General features: G+C 47.4%; 9 protein-coding genes. 2 read left to right on the top strand and 7 right to left on the bottom strand.

Annotated elements, in window-relative coordinates; translation table 11 throughout:
- Positions 1-8 precede the first annotated feature (8 nt).
- The 4 genes from ung to QVO66_RS12905 all read right to left on the bottom strand — a co-directional run bounded on the left by ung (position 9) and on the right by QVO66_RS12905 (position 11085).
- Positions 9-674, bottom strand: a complete 666-nt coding sequence (gene ung, locus QVO66_RS12920) for a uracil-DNA glycosylase (RefSeq protein ID WP_021855918.1) — start codon at positions 672-674, stop codon at positions 9-11.
- A gap of 1172 nt (positions 675-1846) precedes the next feature.
- Positions 1847-3610, bottom strand: a complete 1764-nt coding sequence (locus tag QVO66_RS12915) for an Omp28-related outer membrane protein (RefSeq protein ID WP_021855917.1) — start codon at positions 3608-3610, stop codon at positions 1847-1849.
- A 15-nt stretch (positions 3611-3625) separates the two neighbouring features.
- Positions 3626-6304, bottom strand: coding sequence for a M6 family metalloprotease domain-containing protein (locus QVO66_RS12910; RefSeq protein ID WP_021855916.1), 2679 nt, complete (start codon positions 6302-6304; stop codon positions 3626-3628).
- Positions 6305-6402: 98 nt separating this feature from the next.
- Positions 6403-11085 carry a choice-of-anchor J domain-containing protein gene (locus QVO66_RS12905; protein WP_288172894.1) on the bottom strand — a complete coding sequence of 1561 codons (4683 nt, stop codon included), beginning with the start codon at positions 11083-11085 and terminating at the stop codon, positions 6403-6405.
- Positions 11086-11421: 336 nt separating this feature from the next.
- Here QVO66_RS12905 and QVO66_RS12900 point away from each other — a divergent pair, with 336 nt between their 5' ends.
- On the top strand, positions 11422-13011 hold the full coding sequence (locus QVO66_RS12900) for a helix-turn-helix domain-containing protein (protein ID WP_021855914.1): 1590 nt from the start codon (positions 11422-11424) through the stop codon (positions 13009-13011).
- An 825-nt stretch (positions 13012-13836) separates the two neighbouring features.
- Here the strand turns inward: QVO66_RS12900 and gpmI are convergent.
- Positions 13837-15360, bottom strand: a complete 1524-nt coding sequence (gene gpmI / locus QVO66_RS12895; RefSeq protein WP_288172893.1) for a 2,3-bisphosphoglycerate-independent phosphoglycerate mutase — start codon at positions 15358-15360, stop codon at positions 13837-13839.
- A 410-nt stretch (positions 15361-15770) separates the two neighbouring features.
- Between gpmI and QVO66_RS12890 the strand changes: the two genes are divergently transcribed.
- A complete protein-coding gene (locus QVO66_RS12890; protein WP_021855912.1) occupies positions 15771-16829 on the top strand; it encodes a glycoside hydrolase family 43 protein in 1059 nt (352 codons plus the stop codon).
- A 272-nt stretch (positions 16830-17101) separates the two neighbouring features.
- Here QVO66_RS12890 and QVO66_RS12885 read toward each other — a convergent pair whose 3' ends face one another.
- A complete protein-coding gene (locus QVO66_RS12885) occupies positions 17102-18445 on the bottom strand; it encodes an FtsW/RodA/SpoVE family cell cycle protein (RefSeq protein WP_021855911.1) in 1344 nt (447 codons plus the stop codon).
- A 107-nt stretch (positions 18446-18552) separates the two neighbouring features.
- A partial coding sequence (murD, locus tag QVO66_RS12880) for a UDP-N-acetylmuramoyl-L-alanine--D-glutamate ligase (protein ID WP_288172890.1) occupies positions 18553-19362 on the bottom strand: 810 nt, incomplete at its 5' end.

Below are 19362 nucleotides of genomic sequence, written 5' to 3'. Positions count from 1 at the left end.
TCGTTTTTTTACCATTTTATCGGCTCCATGCCGTGCTGCTGCAGATACTGGTTGGTCAGGCTGAAGTGGTGGTTGCCGAACCATCCGCCGCGGTTGGCCGACAGCGGTGACGGGTGGACAGACTGCAGTATCAAGTGGCGCGAGTTGTCTATGAGCTGTGCCTTGCTGCGGGCATAACCGCCCCAGAGGATGAACACCAGGTTGTCGCGGTCTCTGCTCAGTGCGCTGATAGTAGCGTCGGTGAACTCCTCCCAGCCGCGCCGCTGGTGACTTCCGGCAGCATGTTCGCGCACGGTCAGCGTGGCGTTGAGCAGCAGCACGCCCTGCTGTGCCCAGCGCACAAGGCTTCCGCTCTGCGGCATCGGCGTGCCCAGGTCGTTCTCAATCTCTTTGAATATGTTGATAAGCGAGGGCGGAAACGGCACTCCGTCGCTCACCGAGAAGCACAGTCCCTCAGCCTGCCGCGGCTCGTGGTAGGGGTCTTGTCCGAGTATCACCACCTTAACCTTGTCGAACGGGCACAGGTTGAAGGCGTTGAAGATAAGTCGTCCCGGCGGATAGCACGTATGGTTGCGGTATTCGTCGTGTACAAAGTTGATAAGATTGGCAAAGTAAGGCTTTTCAAACTCACCGCCAATATGCTGTTTCCACGACTCTTCTATCTTTACGTCCATAATTCAAAGTGTAATTTTTTAACCAATGCAAAAATACATATTTTTCTTTGAAAGTCAAATTTTTGCGCCAATCTTTGTGCCGTCGCCTCTCGCTCAGCATGTCTTTATTCCGGCAGATTAGAATATCTGATTGAATGTTGATAATGGATAAACGAAATCAAGAATGATTACCATGAGTGTAATTACGGTATCGGGCTTGTGCTATGCGACGGGATAGCCCGAAGGGCTTCATTTCCGTAACCGTGGGTGCCGTAGCAATGCGAAGGCCACCCACGGACTGACAACGTGCAATTTTACAAGCACCCGTAGTGGTGCTACTTTGCGACATTTTAGTAACCTCATATAAAATAGCACCGCTTCGGGTGCTTGTTTTAATGTGGTCGGTTGTCCGTGGGTGGCACACCCACGGTTACTAAGGTGTAGCCCTTCGGGCATCCATGAGCGCTGTCAGTCCTATATTTATGTTTTTGTAGATTTTCCTTGGCTCATAGATTGATGTTTAACCCCGTTCCTTGCCCGGACTTGTTTTGGCTAAATGCGGTATAAAAAAGTTTTTGCAGAAAACTCGTCACTCGTCACATCTCAATGTAAAGTGTTGTAAATGTGTTACTTATGGTGTGACGAGTTGAAATTCCAACTCGTCACGCTTTAATCACTTGTCATACAGAGAGTTAAGGCTAGATGTGACGAGTGATGAGTTTTTTATAAAAACTTTTTTATTGATGTATTTGTCTGTCCTTTTCTAAATTTGGCTGACTTCAAAGAGTTTTTTCCATGATTAAAGTTGACTAGGGTAAAACTCACATCTGTTATCGCCCGAATTATGCTCTTCTAATTATCATTTGCAATATGCCACCTTTCGCTTTATGAAAAGCCACCTTTTACAGTGTAAAAGCATGCCTTTTGCATCATGAAAGGTATGCTTTTGCCGGCTTTTCAGGGTATATTCTTCTATTTCGTCTTTCTGATAAGGCCATTATAAAGGCAGAAGAATGTTTTATATGCCTAGGCGTTAGATATAGAATTTATGAACATAAAATCGTTCTTAGATATGCTTTCGGTAATTATTTCTGTTAGTCTGTTGAAGGGAGAAAAATAAAGAAGCCGGAAACATCACGCTCCCGGCTTCTTCTCTAAATCCATTTTTTTACCATTATCAAAGAAAAATAGTGCTATTTGAGAATTTTATTTGTATGGCCATTCTTGTATTTCACGATAAATATGCCGTGCTGCGGATTGGCTATGCGCTGTCCCGACAGATTGAAATATTCAGCCGGTTCGTTACAGCCGTTGTCTTCAGCAGTGTTTATTCCCGTTGTCTCTTTCTTTATCAGGTCTATGGCCGCCGAATTTTCCACGGAACAGTCGGTGGCGTCGTCGGGATTATAGTTGGCAAGTGCAGCCACAATCTTCATGTTGTTCTTCTTCCACTCCTTGTCGATGTCGAAGGTGTATGAGTATGTAAACGAATTGCCGTCCCACACTACAGGCTCACCCCATGTGCTGTTGTATCCGCGGATTACGTGCTGCTGATAGTATTGTCCTTCATATCCTTCCTGAAAAAGACTTTTAACCTCGTCTTCAGTAAGGTATACTGTCAGATGTGGCATTGCGCATATCAGGTTGTCGTTTTTAAGGCAGGTAACGTTTGCCGTAACCGCTGTAGAGTCGGTATTGAATTCATACGTTATGCCTACAACAGCATTTGCTGTCAGCTCCATCTCGGTGTTGATATACGACGTGATGTCGTCAGGGCTTTGCGGCAGATAAACGGCGGTCTTGCTGCCGGAAGAGTTGCCCGTTTCATGATACGGCTGCCTGTTTATCATCATAGCCGGAGCATAGCAGCTGGAGCCGTTGTTGAACAGCCAGAGCATCTCCTCGTCGCAGGGCAGGGTAAACTCGTCGGTATAGTAGCCGGCATGATGGCACACGGCGAACACCCTGTCGCTATAGTCGTTGCTCGAGTTCATTGCCGTATGCAGATAGCCTGCCACTCTCGGACAGTTGCTGCATTTCTCTGTCGTAAACTCCTCTATGAGAACGTTTTTCAGATAAGTACACACCGCTTCAACCATGTTGTTGGTGCTGTTTTCGTCTGTACCGTTGTCAATGCTCTCAATCTCTATGCTCCAGCTGGCCTGGCTGTCGGTGTAGATGCCCGGATCGATGACAAACGAGCACGACGTACTTGACGTAGGCCCAATGGGCGTGTCGATGTGTGTCCGACAGACAGTTTCGCCTGTGGTGCATTTTATGGTAAATCCGTTTACAGCCTCTATGCCGTAGTTGTGTATGGCGGCATTCACCTTCAGGGCGTTCACTCCGCTCTGTGGCCACGGACTTATTGTGGCAGATAGCAGTCCGAGGTCTTGCTTAGGCAGTGAGCTGCCCGTTATTATTGCCTCCATGCTGATAACGCCCTTGTTGCTTATGTCCTGCCATTGAGCGTCGCCCATCTTGAGATATGATGTGCCTGCCACGGGTTCGCCAACGATAGAAACTGCCACTACGTTGGCTCTCTGATGGAAAGAATAGCCGATGTATATGTCGCCGGCATTCTCGGTTATCTCATACGGCTCGGTCAGCTCCACCTCGTTCCATCCCTTGCTCACGGACGGAGTAGAGGATCGTGTGATGTATCCTTCGGCTATGTTGTCGCCGTCGAGCTCGGTGCGTATCCATACCTTCAGCGTGTCGATGTTTATGCGGTTAAGCAGTGCTGCGCGTATAGACGAAATGCTGTTGCCCTTGTATGCGTCGAGGGCGGATGACGGCAGTTTCGTTGCGCACGACACCCATCCTTTGCCGTTCAGCTGTATGTCGCCCTCATCGGCCATCTGACCGTTGCAGAAACCCATGCTTACCGTTCCTGACTGTGCCATTGCGCCTATGCTGAGCAGCAATGCAAGTATTATTGTTGACAGTCTTTGCATAACTCTAAATATTTTTTATTTCACAACTTTCTTTCCGTTAATGATGTACACTCCATGAGGCAACGCTCCTGCAGGCATTCTGCGTCCGCTGATGTCGTACACTTCAGTCTTGCCTGTGGCAGAATCGTCCACAGCCTGACTTATGCCTGTGCTGTTGGGCAGTGTCAGCGCACATTCGTCAGAGCTGATGCTCAGTTCGCCGTTCTGTGCTGCACGTATTATGAAGCTGTATGTTGCTCCCGGATTCAGCCCTTTTACGTCGTAGCTTAGCACGTTGCCTACAGACAGTCCGTCGTATCCGCTTACCGGTGTGCGCTCTACCATCTTGCCTTCAGCCACGACATCGTCGATAACTACAAAGCCCGAAGTGCGCCCGTAGCGCAGGCGCACCTGCTTGCACTCGTCTAAGTTTACCCGCTCAGTGGCTCCGTCTACTGATGGACTGATGACACTCACCTCGGTCCATACTCCGTCGCCCTGGTCAGCCTCTACATATATCTTTTCTGTATTGCTCTTTGCGCGGCACCAGAAACTAAGGTTGCTGATGAGCATTTCGTTGTATGCAATCACGAGATAGTCGCCGTCTGACGAGAGGCGCAGCGACGGTGCCTTTTCGCCGTAGTAGCCCGAAACCGAGTAGAACATGCTGCTCGTTGAAGTCCATGTGTCAGGCATGCCTTCTGCCTTGTTGCTGAAGTCGTATCCCTTTGCCGAGAGTTCATCGGAATAGTCATGTTTCATTACCGTCAGACGATAGTCGTCTGCATCGCGCACGGCTTCCCATTTAGCCTTGAATCCCGTTTCTGTGACATCTGTTGCGGCTAAGCCTGCAGGTTTGCGCTTGGCGAAGGCCAGATCGAGAGTCTGCACTGGAGCATTCTTTTCTTCAGACATATAGCTGCCAAGTCCGGCGCTTACGGCTACGACATAGTCGGTAAGCGGCACAAGGCCGTCAATCTTTATCGTCTCAGGCGATGTGTAACGTTTATGGTCAAAGTCGCCGATATACAAGCGCTGGCTGTTGCCGTCGGTGCAATACACGCTTACTTCATAATATTTGGCGTGTTCGACAGCCGCCCATGAGAACACGAAGCTGCTGTCGGCTATGTCTGTCACGTCTACTGTAGCCGGTGCAGGCATGCTGAATGATGTTCCGGCAAGCAGCAGTTGGGCTGTGTCGCCGTCCAGCGTGACGTCATCAAACGATACAAGGCTTGCGCCGTCCCACGATGTGAGTTCATACTGTGTTATTCCTGCAAAGCCGGGGAATGTGTCGCCCGAGCGTGTCGCTTCCGACTGAATGCCGTCAGCTTCAACAATATCTACGCGCTGATGCTGCGGGTCTATGTTTACGATGTTGTTCTCCCATGCGTCTTTGTCCTGATCTATGTGCCATACAAGCATGCCTTGCCCCGGCAGGTATGTGTCGAATCCGCTTTGTATGCGGTTCTCAAGCACGAAAAACTCGTTGTCCTTTCCCGGAACGTTCACACGGAAAGCCTTGTTTGACGATGCCAGGTTTGGAATCATAGTTATGCTGTCGGCGTTGTTGTCCAGTATGTCATAGTCGAGCCATGCCAGTTCGGCACGCTCAAACGCAGAGAAGAGCGGCGGCGTGTGCATGTTGTTATTGTATGAGCCTGAGGCCATGGTGTCGTAGGCTCCGAGCCCGAAGGTGAAGTAACCATATGAAGTGTCGTAGTGGTCAACAAGTCCGAGCACGTGGCCGAATTCATGGACAAATGTTCCTATGCCTGAAGGCTGCAGGTCGCCAACTGCACTATAGCGCAACTCGTTGCTGCAGGCGTAATGGCCTATCACTTTGTCGTCGTAGACGAGCTTCATGTCCCATGCTTCCTCAACGATGGCAGAGTGGGGCCATATAAGTTCTGTTCCGTTAGGGTCGTCGGCCTGTCCGCCGCCGGCATAGAAGAAATATATGTTGTCGACATATCCGTCGCCATTGGTGTCGTATTCGGAGAAGTCCACTTCATCGTCAACAAGCTCGCATGCTTCTTTTATAGCTTCGCCCATTCTGAAGTCCTGTCCTTTGTCGTCAGAACCATAGTAGGTGGCTTTGTTTGATAGCGTCACCGGACCAACCACAGTGAAGTCGGGGTCAAACAGACTGTTAGAGCTTTGCAGATAAAAGTCGCGTGCACTGCCGTTTGCTCCGTTGCTCCACGTGAAGCCTTCCTTGTTGAGCATATCGTCATAAAACTGGTGAGGGTTGTCTATAGACGAGAACTTGACATCGCTGAACTGAATCAGTATGACAAGAGACTTCTGGCGGCCTATTGTGGGGAAGTCGCTAATAAGATAGTCGCTTCGCTTAGGTGCCTTTCTCATTCCGTTGCCGGCTGTCGCGCGGCTAAATGCGTCAATATTTATAGAAGCCAGATATTTCTTGGCTTCTGTCTTTCTCATGTCCTTGTCTGCAGCAGCCAGACCGCTTCCTGTTATCTTGCTGCCGTCGAGTCTGGCATATTCATAGGTTTTGGTCTTAAGGTTGAAAAACAGAGGATATCCGTCTTCGGTGAACAGCAGATGGCGATGCTCGTCGCCCCGCATAAGCACCGTGAGACTTGTGCCGTCGGGCTGAATCACTTTCTTTGGCGTAGGGTCAGCCGGTATGGCTTTAGTGCTGCAGATGCCGCATAATAGAATGGCTATTGAGATAAAAAGTCGTTTCATGCTTAATGTCTTTATATATAAAAACAAAGAAGCCGTAAGGGGCCGGCATGACACTTGGCTTGCCGTGCCAGCCCCGTGGCTTCTGTTATTCTAACTTATTATTTAACAATCAGCTTATATGGCTTGTTGCTTACCATAACCACATAAACACCTTTTGCTACCTGATAAGTTGCCGTCTCGCCTGCAACGCTGCCTGCAACCTTCTGTCCGTTGAGAGTGAACACCTCAACATTTTGTCCGATTGCATTCTTTACTATGATGCAGCCGTTGCCAGCCATAACCTTCACGTCAGATGTCTGCAGGTCAGCTATACCGGTTGTTACCGATACAGTGTTAGACAGGTCTGATTCGCCAAGGTCGTAAACTGCGCTTACTGCGTAGGTTCCGTTGGCTGTGGCCTTTGCGCTGTTTGTAGCAACGAGGCTGTTAACGGCGTTGTCGAGATACAGCTTGTAGCCTTTCAGCACAGGTGACTTTGCTTCTGTGTAGGCAATGTTGTCTATCATGATGCCGAAGCCGTCAAGGATAGTGTGTATTGCCACATACTTAGCGTCAGCCGGGAGTGTTGCCTTTACTTCCTTCCATGTACTTATTGTAGGATATTCAACCACAGTAACCTTATTGGTGAACGATTCGGGCTTGTCGTCTGTCGAAGATGTCAGAATCTCGATAGAACTTGTAGCGTCGTTAGAGAGAGTCATGAACGAAATTTCTGTGCCGCCCTTAATCTCAGGTGAGATAAACCAGTCGTCGTCAGGATTGTTGTTAGGACGTCCTTCGGCGTCGGCACCATAGTTGCCCCAGTGAATCAGACACTTTTCTCCTTCATACGGAGTCCATACTGCTGCGTCGGGACATCCGGCTTCCTTAGCGCTCCATGTCATCCATGCCAGAGGCTGGTTAGCATAAGGCCAATAGTTGCCGTAATATTGTATGAATGTTGTTGACAGGTTTCCGTCTTTGTCAACAGTCTTCCATCCTGCAATCTCATTTGTGGCGAATGCCGGCAGGCTCTCGAAGTCGAGCATAACCTTGCGTCCGTCCATTGCTTCAGGTGCGGTCCATGTCAGTTCGTCGTCATTGCTGAGTGTCAGTGAGGTAGGAGCGGGCAGATTCATGCTGCGCGGGTCGAGTTCTACGTCGCTGCTAAGGTTGTTCTCTTCGTTCTGGTCGCCGTCATACAGCACTTGTGCGTTGTAGAGTATGTTTTTCTTCGCTGCTGTTATAGGCAGAGTGAACGTGAATGTGCGTGATGCTCCTGCTGCCAGGGTCTCTTCTGGATCTACTTCGTCTATGGTCATGTCGTCGACATTGAACAGTACAGAGTAGCCTGTGGCTTCGTTTGCACCCTTGTTTACAACGGTTACGCTGATGGTTGCAGTGTCGCCCACTACCGGCATGTAAGGCTGTGTTATACCTGTCACGGCGAGGTCTTTGCCGGATGCCTCGTAGATGCTCCAGTTGTCTGCGAATATTCTTACGGCCGGGTTAGGCATGTATCCATAGAGTGATATTTGTGCTTTCTTTCCGTTAAGGGCTGAGAGGTCAACGATGTGCTCCTGCCATCCGTTGTTGCCGGTAAGATTAATCTCTTCGCTGATGTCGACATAGTTTTTGCTTCCGTCAGTTGAAGCCATAACTTTAATATATGCTGTTTCAGGCATTGCGTCAGAGTGGTGCAGCCAGAATGAGAACATAGGCTTCTCTGTTTTCTCGAAGTCGATTATCGGAGAGATGAAATATGCAGAGCCTTCTGATGAACCAGTGTTGAGACACAGCAACTGTGCGCCGTCCTGTCCATATGGTTGAATCTTTGCATTGTAATAACCCGGGTCGATGGTCCATGCCTGATTGTTTATACCTGCGCCGATGAGGTATGGTGCATGGTCTACTCCGGCTTCGGCAAAGGCCTCATTGTATGGCAGTGTGTACGGTGTACCCATCACCAGTCCTGAACGCACGTAGTCAGATTCACCTTCATCGTTAGAAACTGTTACGCCGAATATATACTGGTCTTGTGCGTCAGAAGCGTCCATAATCTGTATTTCAACTTCGCTTTCGCCTGTGGTTTCGCCAAGTTTTGTATAATTTGGCCAGTCGTTCACGTCATATTTATAGATAGTATATTTGAAGTTTGCCGGATCAACATATCCTCCGTGTACGCCTTCTGTCGGATTCGTCCATGACAATATGGCAATGTTCTGTTCTTCACCCCATTTGGTTGTCAGGTCTGATATCGTTTTTGGTACGTCAGGACCAACATATTTTGTTATGTCCATAGGTCTTCCTTCGCCATTAGCGTTGGCTGCAACGATTGAGAATGTGTTGAAGCCTTTGGCTGCCTTAACCTGCAATGTAATCTGTTCGCCTGGACGTACGTCAGTCTTGGTGGCAAGAGCATTTCCCTTAAGATCGTATATAGTTACCTTTGTGAGTTCTGAAATCTGTTTGCCGTCGATGCTCTTTGAAGGCAATGTGAACGTGAATGTTCCGCCTAAAGCACCAACTGCGTCTGGAACGAAGTTAACGGCAGATACTGTATCAGGAGCTTCTACTGAAGCGATGGCTTTCACAATGAATGTGTCAATAGATACCGGGCTGCTTCCTGTTCCGTAATCATGCAGACCGAAATTGTAGTAGCCGTCTTCAGTTGGGGTGATATAATAACGTTTTGTTTCAGTACCTTCAGTTGCAAAGTTATACAGGTCGTCTATTACAATGTTCTGTGACTCAACAGTGTTACTATTGCCCATTGTCGTTTTCAGACTTGCTGTTTCATACGAAACACTTAGCTGATAAGACAGCATATATAAAGAATCGGTCTTCAGGTCAAATGCGGGTGATATTATCCAGTCGTCACATCCGTTGCGACCGCTGCAAGTTAATAGTCCATAGATATTGTTGTATTGCCATGTCAGGGCTGTTCCGTCGTTGTTCAAGTTGTATATAGCCCATCCGTCGATGTCAGACATATCAGAGAATGTGTTGACATAAGGTATAGGCATATATAGTCCTGCCGTTATGCTGTTTGTTACGGTTCCGCGGTTTACGTTGCCATGGCTTTTTGCATAAATGGTATATGTGTGAGTGAGTATTTCTTTCGGCATGTCTGTGTCAACGGCAGTTGTCTCGGTTATGTCCTCGGCAATAGTCTTTCCGTCGACATTGCGTACAACTGTATATGATATGTCAGATTTGTCAAAGATACTTCCGAAGTCGTCATACAATCCCTTTTCGGGAGCTTCCCATGTTATTGTTGCCTGTTGATTCTCTATTGTGAGAGTAGGATTTGCTACATCTGCAGGTGCATCGTATCCGCATACTATAGTCTTTGAGAATCTGCCTCCACTAACTTCGCTGTACAGCGGATATACCTGTACCGTAACGATATGCATGCCTGAAGAAAGACCTTCCATGCTGCAGCTGACTTTGCTGCCTAATGTGGGCTGTGAGGGAACGCCTGTTGGATTTACGCTGGCTCCGTCAACATAGAAGTAAAGGCGTACTTTGTCTGATGCCCATTGCGGTATTTCAATATTTTCCCCACCGTTGACAGTTGACGGTATTGTGAACGATATATTTGCGTCGTTACTGCCTTCTGCAACGGATACAACTAAGTCACTGATGTCGTCCAACTGTAATTTAGAGAAAGTCGTCTCTGCTTCTGGCCTTTTATAAAAATAGGTGAAGCCTGTAGGAGTTTTTTCTACTAATACGGTTTTACATGTATCTTCTTTTGATCCATATGGCACAAATGGACTGACTTTATAGTAAACTGTTCCGTAGTTGAAGTCATAATGGTTTACGAGCAAACTTCCTTCTGCAACGTTGTATATCATTGGCTGTTGGCCATAGACATATTGATTTGGCATTTTGGTCCGGCCAATAATGGTTGTCTTGCACGTTACCGGATCTATTTTAGCCATGTAGATACTGTCGTCGGCGAGTTGTACGAATAACGAACCATAGCCAGCTACAAATCCTTTGGGATTATAGTTACCCGATGTCTTGTAAGCACGGTATGAACCTAAGAAACCAACTCGCTGAAGGCGGCATGTTGCCGTGTCTAATATATTAAGATAGTAGTCTGTTCCGCCGTATCCCTGATCTCTAACGTTTTCCATTGAAATTGCGAAAACAACGTCACGTTGATCGTCGTAGGACATCATGTATGGCACATAGCTTGAGTTGCCGTTAGCGTTGGTAAATGTCTTTTTGCTCAGCAATTCAAGAGTGTTGGCATCATATACAGTTCTGACTATTGTGTTATAGTTGCCTGTGGCACCATCTTGAATAGGCAAGAAACAATACAATTTGCCTTTTGCCGTATATGAATAAGGCGAAAGTCCTGAATCTGACGACACGGTGTCGCAGGCAAATGGTGTAAGATTAAAGTTTACCATGCCGCCTGTTGCATTTCCGTTTTCATCTAATCCGGCTCCAGCGTTGAATCCTGTATATGTATATAGGATTTCGCTTTCAGCCTTGGCAGATGTCTTGTAGGGTATTGGTGCAATTAATGTAGGTACGTTACCTTTTTCTTCTATAAATCTTGAGTAGATTGTTTTTTCATCAAAAGTCTGTAATGGCCACGGACTCTTATAGTCTGTTGACATGCTTTCTGCTTTAGCTTTGGCCGGTTCAGCCTTCTGCATTTGTCCGGCATTGCTTTTTGCCGCTTTGTTCGTTTCAGGCAGTTTCATTACTACCTGTGCCTCTGTCGATGTCCAACAGAACAACAATGCCGCTGAAGCTACAAAATAATGGATAATTCTTTTCATAAGCATTATATTTATATTTGTTAAACTTAAAACGCTTGACAAAAATATTATTTTATCTATAAAAAACATGATTTTATGTTCCGACTTGTTTTTAAATTCTTGAATTTAAATAAAAAACCTAACAAAAACGGCTTGAAATGTATATTTATGTTATCAATATAGACTTTTTATGGGCGTTACTTCAATTTGTTATTGTTTTGTCTTTTTTTCACGTTTAAGTAATATTATTTTGTATCTTTGCATGAGTTAATCTGTATCACGGCTCAAGATTCAGGTATGCCTGATGATTCTGCTGAAAAATTTAGTACCCCCTTTTATTAATAAATATTATTCTTGATGAAATTACAAGTCTTGTTGCTGTTGTTGTTTTCTTTTGTCTTTACGTTGCCGTCTTTTGCTTCTAAAGAAAAGTCGGACAGCGCAGTTGTTCTGAAGACTAAAGGAGATGTGTTCTATTCTACCGGACGTTTTCCTGAAGCCTTGGATTATTATACAAGGGCACTTGACAAAGCCGAAAATGAAAAGAGCAATCGGGTATATAATGCATGTATCGGTTGTATCGGAAATATTTATGCAAGCATAGGCGACTATAACCGATGTCTGCATTATTATCAGCGGGGATATAAGGCTGCCGTGAAGGCAGAAGATGTAGATCTTCAGTTTAAGTTCCTGTCTAATATTGTCGTATGCTATTGTTTCATGAAAGATATTAAGAGGGCGAAGGCTTCTTTTAATGTTATGATGAGGCTGCCCGTACAGGACCAGCAGCTAAGGCAGTATTATTGTCTTAATAATCAGGGATTCATAGCTCAGACGGCAGGAGACTATGCTATGGCTGAGTATTATTATAAGGAAACGTATGCTTTTGCAAAGGAGCGTAATATGCCGCTTATGTATGTTCAGGCACCGTATATGGAACTTGGAAATATTGCGCTGAAACGTAAAGATGCAAAAACAGCAATTGCATATTTTAAGGAATGTCGTGAGATGGCATTAAAGATAGATAATTCAGACAAAATGTCGAGAGTGTATAAAAGTCTCAGTGAGGCTTATGCCAGTGCGGGACAGGCTGATTCGGCAGCCAAATATAAGGCAATGTATCTTGAATTGTCTGACTCGGCATTCAACAAGAGCCAGTTTTACATCTCGGGCAGCAAGCTGTTTAAATATGAAAATGCCGTAAATCAGAAGCTCATCGACTCGCTTACAACACGCAACACCACGCAGCTTGTGGTTATCATCGTGTTTGTCATCATGCTTATTGTGCTTACCGTACTGTATCGTATGCTGAGGCTGAAGAACCGCAAACTTACCGACGCACAGATACTGCTTGTAAGTAAGAACGAAGAACTGATGAAGTCTGACAAGCAGAGCCGCCTGTTGCTCGAGCAATATGCAAAAGCTGTAAACACTGTACACGAGGACGATGTGCCCGATGTTGCCGGTGAGGCAGGGCAGGAGAGCACAGGTGACATGGAAGGCGAGGCAGAAGATGCTGACGGAAAGGCCGACGAGGCTGATAAGAAAGAGCGCACGGCCGCTGCGCTGCTGAGCGAAGAGCAGAAGAACCTGCTGCTGAACAAGATTAACACCGTGATGGCAGACATGAGCGTGATATCGCGCTCTGACTTCAACCTCAATACGCTTGCGCAGATGGTTGGCTCTAACACCAAATATGTTTCGTGGGCCATTAACGACGTCTACGGCAAGAACTTCCGACAGTTTCTCAGTGAATACCGCATACGCGAGGCGTGTCGCCGTCTTTCGGACAAGGAGCATTATGGCAACATGACGCTGCAGGCCATATATGAGGAACTGGGCTACAACTCGGCAGCAAGCTTCATACAGGCTTTCAAAAAGGTGAACGGAATGACGCCTTCTACCTATCAGCGCCTTATGGCCAACAAGCCTGACGATGATGCCTGATGCTGTTATCTCTTTTTGGCGCAGACCGCATATTTTATGTCTTTGACTAAGGCTTGACTTGTTGTGATATTTGCCAGTTCTTTAAGTCTGTTTGAAAAATACCGTAAAAATCGTAACATTTTTATGGCGTTTATATTTCGGATTAAATATTTAAGTCCTATTACAACGAGTACCGTTAAGTAAATGTCATGACTTTGCTTTCAGACTGTTAATGGCCTGTTTACGTGTCAAAAGTGGCCCACTTTTTATACGTAAACGGGTCACTTTTTATGCAAAAACCGACCGCTTATTTCCTTTATTTTGCAGTCATTAAAGTGTGGGGATGTGTAGCTAAGTGAAGAGCAGGCGCTGTGCGCAATGATAAACGTCTTGCGAAAGTGAAAAGATAAAAGTGAAAAATCCAAATGCGTAGTGATTGATAAGAATACACAAGACTAATGTTCTGTCGGATATGCTATCCGACAGCATTAGATATTAGGATCTGTGATCCGAAACTCCTACTTATTAATCAAAAATAGGCAGCAAGCGGATTAAAATCCTTATACTCTATTCCGGCAGATTAATTCTATTGATTGTTGGCTGCGCTCGGCATAACCAAATATAATTTGCTTCTGCTCTCGCTTGTACGACAATTGCAAATCAGCCGGTAATTAGTCTTGCTGCTACATATCCGATGGCAAGAGAAATGCATTTGTCTTTTTTCGCTGCGCTCAAGGAAACTTTTGGTGCAAGTTGACGATGTCTGTATAAAAATAAAGGGACGGGCAAAAAATGCCCGTCCCTTTATTTTTATCTTTTCCTGCTGACTGCTCAGCCGGAATGTTGTTATTTGTTGTCCTCAATAAGGTTCTCGCCTGTCATGTCAGACGGCTGCTCCAGACCCATGATGTGGAGGATAGAAGGAGCAACGTCGGCCAGACGACCGTTCTTTACAGTTGCGCTGTTGTTGTCTGTAACGTAGATGAACGGAACCGGGTTCAGTGAGTGAGCCGTGTTAGGTGTTCCGTCAGCGTTGATTGCGTTGTCGGCATTTCCGTGGTCAGCTATGATTATAGCCTCATATCCGTTGGCCTTGGCAGCCTCGATAACGTCGTGTACGCAGTGGTCAACAGCCCATACTGCCTTTGCTATTGCGTGGTAAACGCCGGTGTGGCCTACCATGTCGCCGTTGGCAAAGTTGACAACGATGAAGTCATATTCCTGAGTGTTGATAGCGCCAACCAGCTTGTCCTTAACCTCGTATGCGCTCATCTCAGGCTTTAGGTCGTATGTAGCAACCTTTGGAGAAGGAACCAGGATGCGGTCCTCGCCCTCGAATGCAGCCTCGCGTCCGCCGTTGAAGAAGAATGTTACGTGAGCATACTTCTCTGTCTCGGCTGTGTGCAGCTGTTTCTTGCCCTGCTTGCTCAGATATTCGCCCAGGGTGTCCTGTACGTTCTCTTTCGGGAAGAGGATGTGAACGCCCTTGAAAGATGCGTCATACGGAGTCATGCAGTAATACTGCAGATCCTTTATTGTGTGCATGCCTTCCTCCGGCATATCCTGCTGTGTGAGCACCTGTGTAAGCTCCTTTGCACGGTCGTTGCGGAAGTTGATGAAGATAACAACGTCGCCTTCCTGTATAGTGCCGTCAACGTTAGCGTTGCTTATAGGCTTGATAAACTCGTCGGTAACGCCTTCCTCGTAGCTCTCTTCCATAGCCTTAACCAGGTCAGTGGCTTTCTTGCCCTTGCCCTCAACGAGCAGGTCGTAAGCCTCCTTAACACGGTTCCAGCGCTTGTCGCGGTCCATAGCGTAGAAGCGTCCTACGATGCTTGCAATGTGAGCGTCGTTCTTCTCGCAGTGGTCAGTCAGTTCTTTGATGAATCCGGCTCCGCTCTTCGGGTCGGTGTCGCGGCCGTCCATGAAGCAGTGAACATAAGTGTTCTTCAGTCCGTATTCTTTAGATATTTCGATGAGCTTGAACAGGTGGTCGAGTGAAGAGTGTACACCGCCGTTGCTGGTCAGACCCATCAGGTGCAGCTTCTTGCCGTTGTCGCGGGCATAGCTGTATGCGTTAACTATTTCGGGGTTTTTGAGTATAGAGCCGTCGCTGCAAGCACGGTTAATCTTAACCAAGTCTTGATAAACGATGCGTCCTGCTCCGATGTTGAGGTGTCCCACCTCAGAGTTACCCATTTGTCCGTCAGGCAAACCTACATCCTCGCCTGAAGCCTGCAGCTGTGAGTGCGGGCTTACGGCGTAAAGATAATCCAAATAAGGCGTCGGTGTGTTGAATATTACGTCTCCTGCGCCATGCTTTCCGATACCCCATCCGTCGAGTATCATCAATAATGCTTTTTTTGCCATAGTTTATATTATATAATGTAAGAATTCCGGCGCAAAGTTACTAAGTTTGTCGTTAACAGCAAAATGCGTAAAGAGGTTTTTTGAAAATTCACAATTTACAATTGGCAAATGCTGAATTTTGTTTCATAATTCACTGTGCGTAACTTTGTCCGTCCATCCTCATTACAATTACTGTATGTTTGTTGTCATACCGGTCCGTAAGGCAGTATCCGTACCAGTTATTTTATTATGTTTCAAATGTATGCCTTTTCTTGTCATGCGAGTATATTTTATTCTTTTATATGTCTGTCAGCAAAAACAAAATTTTATATTTGCATCTGGCAGACGTGCAGTGAGGCATGGGCGTGCCTGCCATGATGGAAGCAGATGCTGACAAGAAGAGATTTAAAAAACAAAAACATACAAATATTATGAAAACATTTTTAGCATTAATTACGGCTGGTCTGATGGGCGCAACGTGTGCCTGTGCGCAAGATGTAGCCGGCTCGGAATGCTGTTGGCGTGGCACGAAGGACAACGTCCAGGCAGTGAGAACATTCACGAACACAGGCAATCCGCTTGTGAAAGACAAATTTACGGCCGACCCAGCTCCTATGGTTTATGACGGCAGGCTGTATCTCTATGTAGGCCATGATGAGTATTACGACGGTCAGGACACGGCTTCAGGCGGAAAAGAGTTTAACATAACTGAGTGGCTCTGTTATTCTACTGCTGACATGCAGACATGGACAGACCATGGCGCTGTGCTCTGTCCTGCCGACTTCAGCTGGGCTGTAGGCGAGGCATGGGCGTCACAGGTTATAGAGAAAGACGGCAAGTTTTATTTCTTTACCACGGTGCAGGCCGGTGCGCCATATACGGGCAAGGCTGTTGGAGTGGCTGTTGGCGACTCGCCTATAGGTCCGTTCAAGGATGCGATAGGCAAGCCGCTGGTGTGCGACACGATGACGTCAAACGGCGAGCGCGGTTGGTGGAACGACATCGACCCAACGGTGCTTGTAGACGATAAGGGCCAGGCATGGCTTTGCTGGGGCAACGGCACGTGCTTCATGGCAAAGCTGAAGCCCGGCATGACAGAGCTTGACGGCGAAATACAGGTGATTGATCTTCCGAAATACATGGAAGGTCCGTGGCTGCACAAGCGCGGCGACATGTATTATCTGACCTACGCTTCTGACGGTGGCGGTAAGGAAGCCATTTCGTATGCCACGGCGCCTGATGTGGCCGGCCCTTGGATATATCGCGGCGAACTGACCGGTCCGGCAGAAAACAGCTACACCATACATCCCGGCATAATAGAGTTCAACGGCTGCTGGTATTTGTTCTATCACAATGCCGTGCTGACATTAGACGGCCACCGCGGTGCCATAGGCCGCCGCAGCGTCTGTGTAGACGAGCTGCACTATAATTCAGACGGAACGATGAAGCATGTTGAACAGACAAAGACTGGTGTCTGCGCAGGCAGGTAAGGTTGTTGGATGTTTAGACGCTATCTGTGGTAAAATGTTTTCAGAGGTCTTTTTGTTTGCTTTTTCTTGACATAGTCCGCTATGCCTGCGAAAAGTCTAACGGAAATACGCTCAATATAAAGCAAAAATCCAGTCAGAATTCTAAGAACCGATTTTGGATTAAGTCGCAGAATGTGTCGCTATAAAATATTAAATCCGAATATCTTTTTAACACATTGAAAAGACATTCGGATTTAATTATTTGCTTTTTCTGTCAGGCCCTAGCGGCAGGCTTATCCTATCTTGGCGAGAGGCACGGGTGATGCTGATGTTGTTGAAGTTATTTTCTTGTCCGTTGCAGCTGGCTTTATCTTGTCAGCTTTAGTCTCGTCCATGTCGCCGTCCTCGTCTTTCTTCTTGGCCGAGTAGCTTACGCTCAAGATGATTCCTATGTAGACACAGTTCACTATGGTTGACGTTCCTCCCTTGCTTATCAGCGGAAGCGGCTGTCCGGTGACGGGAACAAGGCCGACGGCCACGGCCATGTTGAACATGGCCTGGATGACGAGCAGCAGGGCAAAGCCCATGATGAGAAGCGCCGGAAACGTGTTGACACAGCGGTTGGCTATGGTTGCCGTGCGGAAGAGCAGTATGATGTACAGCAGGCATACGAAGGCTGCGCCGGCTATGCCCATCTCTTCGATGATGATGGCGTAGATGAAGTCAGAGAATGCCTGCGACAGGAAGTCGCGCTCTACGGAGTTGCCAGGGCCTTTGCCTACTACGTTTGACGAGGCAATGGCTATGTTGGCGTGTGCTGTCTGGCCGTCCTTGTCAAGGTCTACTTCTTCAGGAGCTATCTCCTTGTTGTCGAGGAACTTGTCTATACGTGCCTTCCATGTGTCGAAACGGTGGAAAACTTTTTCTACTACAGTTTCGTCTTTTTTCTCCACCTGTTCGGTCATGGCCATCTTCTGTCCGTCGGCATTTTCTTTTTCCTTATCGTGTCCGAGTATCATTACCATAGACACGATGAAGATCAGACAGAGCATCACTATGCCCAGCAGCCTGCCCAGCTGAGCCTTTGGCACCTTGCCGATGAACATGAGCAGGAACACCACAGTGCAGAGCAGCACGGCCGTTGAGAGGTTCTCTACCATGATGAGAGGAACGATAAAGGCGCATACGATGCATATGTATTTAAAGGCACGCTTGTCGGCTCCGGTGGGGGTCTGCATGGCGCTGAGTATCTGTGCCGTTGCAAGTATTATGGCGCCTTTGGCAAGCTCGGAGGGCTGAAACTGTATGCCCATAATCGACAGCCAGCGCTGCGAGCCGTTGGTGCTCTCGCCGAAGCACAATACGGCTATAAGGCCGATGAACGAGATAATCAGGGCCCCAGGCGTAACCATCTTGAAGTATTTGCACTTTACGTTCATGGTGGCTATCATGGCCATGACGCCGACGACGAGCAGCATAACGTGCTTCAGTACGGGTCCGAGATAGTTGCCGCTCTTGAAAGAGAGGTTGCTCGATGCGCTGAACACTTCGATGATGCTGATGATGCAGAGGAAGAAGAACACTGTCCATATCACTCTGTCACCCTTAAATTTGCCGGTTGCGGCTTTTTCTTCCATGTTTGTCTGTTGATATTATTGTTTGCTATTGTTGATGAAGAGGCTGTCCGTCAGTGCTTGGCGTGAGGCGGTGCAGTGACGGACGGCCTTGATGTAGCGGCGATGTGTCAGAGAGCTCTTACGAGTGTCTTGAACTGTTCGCCGCGGTCTTCCATGTTCTTAAATAGGTCGAAGCTGGCGCAGCAGGGGCTAAGCAGCACTGTCTGTCCGGGCTTTGCCATCTCATAGCATGCGTTTACACAGTCGCGCATTGAATGGGTGTCCCGCACGGGTATGCCCATGCCGTCGAAGAAGTTGTGAAGTTTGGTGTTGTCGGCGCCGAGATAAACCAGGCCGGCACACTTTTCTTTCACAAGGTCTTTTATTGCGTTATAGTCGTTGCCCTTGTCTTTTCCGCCGAGAATAAGTATTACGGGAGTTTTCATGCTTTCGAGCGCATACCAGCATGCGTCCACATTGGTGGCCTTAGAGTCGTTTACGTAAAGCACGCCTGCCACTGTAGTTACCTTTTCGAGGCGATGCTCAACGCCGGGGAAGTCGCTGAGGCTCTTGCGTATAAATTCTTTCTTTATTCCAGCCACGTTAGAGGCAATGCCCGCTGCCAGCGAGTTGTATATGTTGTGCTTGCCTGTAAGGCTCAGGGCCTCCTGCTCCATGTTGAAGGGTGTGGGCTTCTCTATCTTGTACATGCCTTCCTCGATGTATCCGATAGATCCTTTCTCCTTCAGTTCCGAGAACGGATAGCGTATGGCCTTGATGTCATATTTCTCGAGCTCGCGGCTTATTATCGGGTCGTCGTTCCAGTATATGAACGAGTCTTCGTCTGTCTGGTTCTGCAAGATGCGCATCTTGGCGTCTACATAGTTCTGCATGCAGTTGTCGTAGCGGTCGAGATGGTCGGGCGTGATGTTCAGCAG

Source organism: Prevotella sp. CAG:255 (assembly GCF_000431195.1).
GTDB lineage: Bacteria > Bacteroidota > Bacteroidia > Bacteroidales > Bacteroidaceae > Prevotella > Prevotella rara.
Note: the sequence above shows the minus strand (reverse complement) of the source record. Positions and strands in the feature narration are given on the sequence as shown.

Bases quoted from the DNA above. Each gene is read 5' to 3' on its own strand.
- ung (WP_021855918.1), bottom strand. From the start codon at position 674: ATGGACGTAAAGATAGAAGAGTCGTGGAAACAGCATATTGGCGGTGAG.
- QVO66_RS12915 (WP_021855917.1), bottom strand. From the start codon at position 3,610: ATGCAAAGACTGTCAACAATAATACTTGCATTGCTGCTCAGCATAGGC.
- QVO66_RS12910 (WP_021855916.1), bottom strand. From the start codon at position 6,304: ATGAAACGACTTTTTATCTCAATAGCCATTCTATTATGCGGCATCTGC.
- QVO66_RS12905 (WP_288172894.1), bottom strand. From the start codon at position 11,085: ATGAAAAGAATTATCCATTATTTTGTAGCTTCAGCGGCATTGTTGTTC.
- QVO66_RS12900 (WP_021855914.1), top strand. From the start codon at position 11,422: ATGAAATTACAAGTCTTGTTGCTGTTGTTGTTTTCTTTTGTCTTTACG.
- gpmI (WP_288172893.1), bottom strand. From the start codon at position 15,360: ATGGCAAAAAAAGCATTATTGATGATACTCGACGGATGGGGTATCGGA.
- QVO66_RS12890 (WP_021855912.1), top strand. From the start codon at position 15,771: ATGAAAACATTTTTAGCATTAATTACGGCTGGTCTGATGGGCGCAACG.
- QVO66_RS12885 (WP_021855911.1), bottom strand. From the start codon at position 18,445: ATGGAAGAAAAAGCCGCAACCGGCAAATTTAAGGGTGACAGAGTGATA.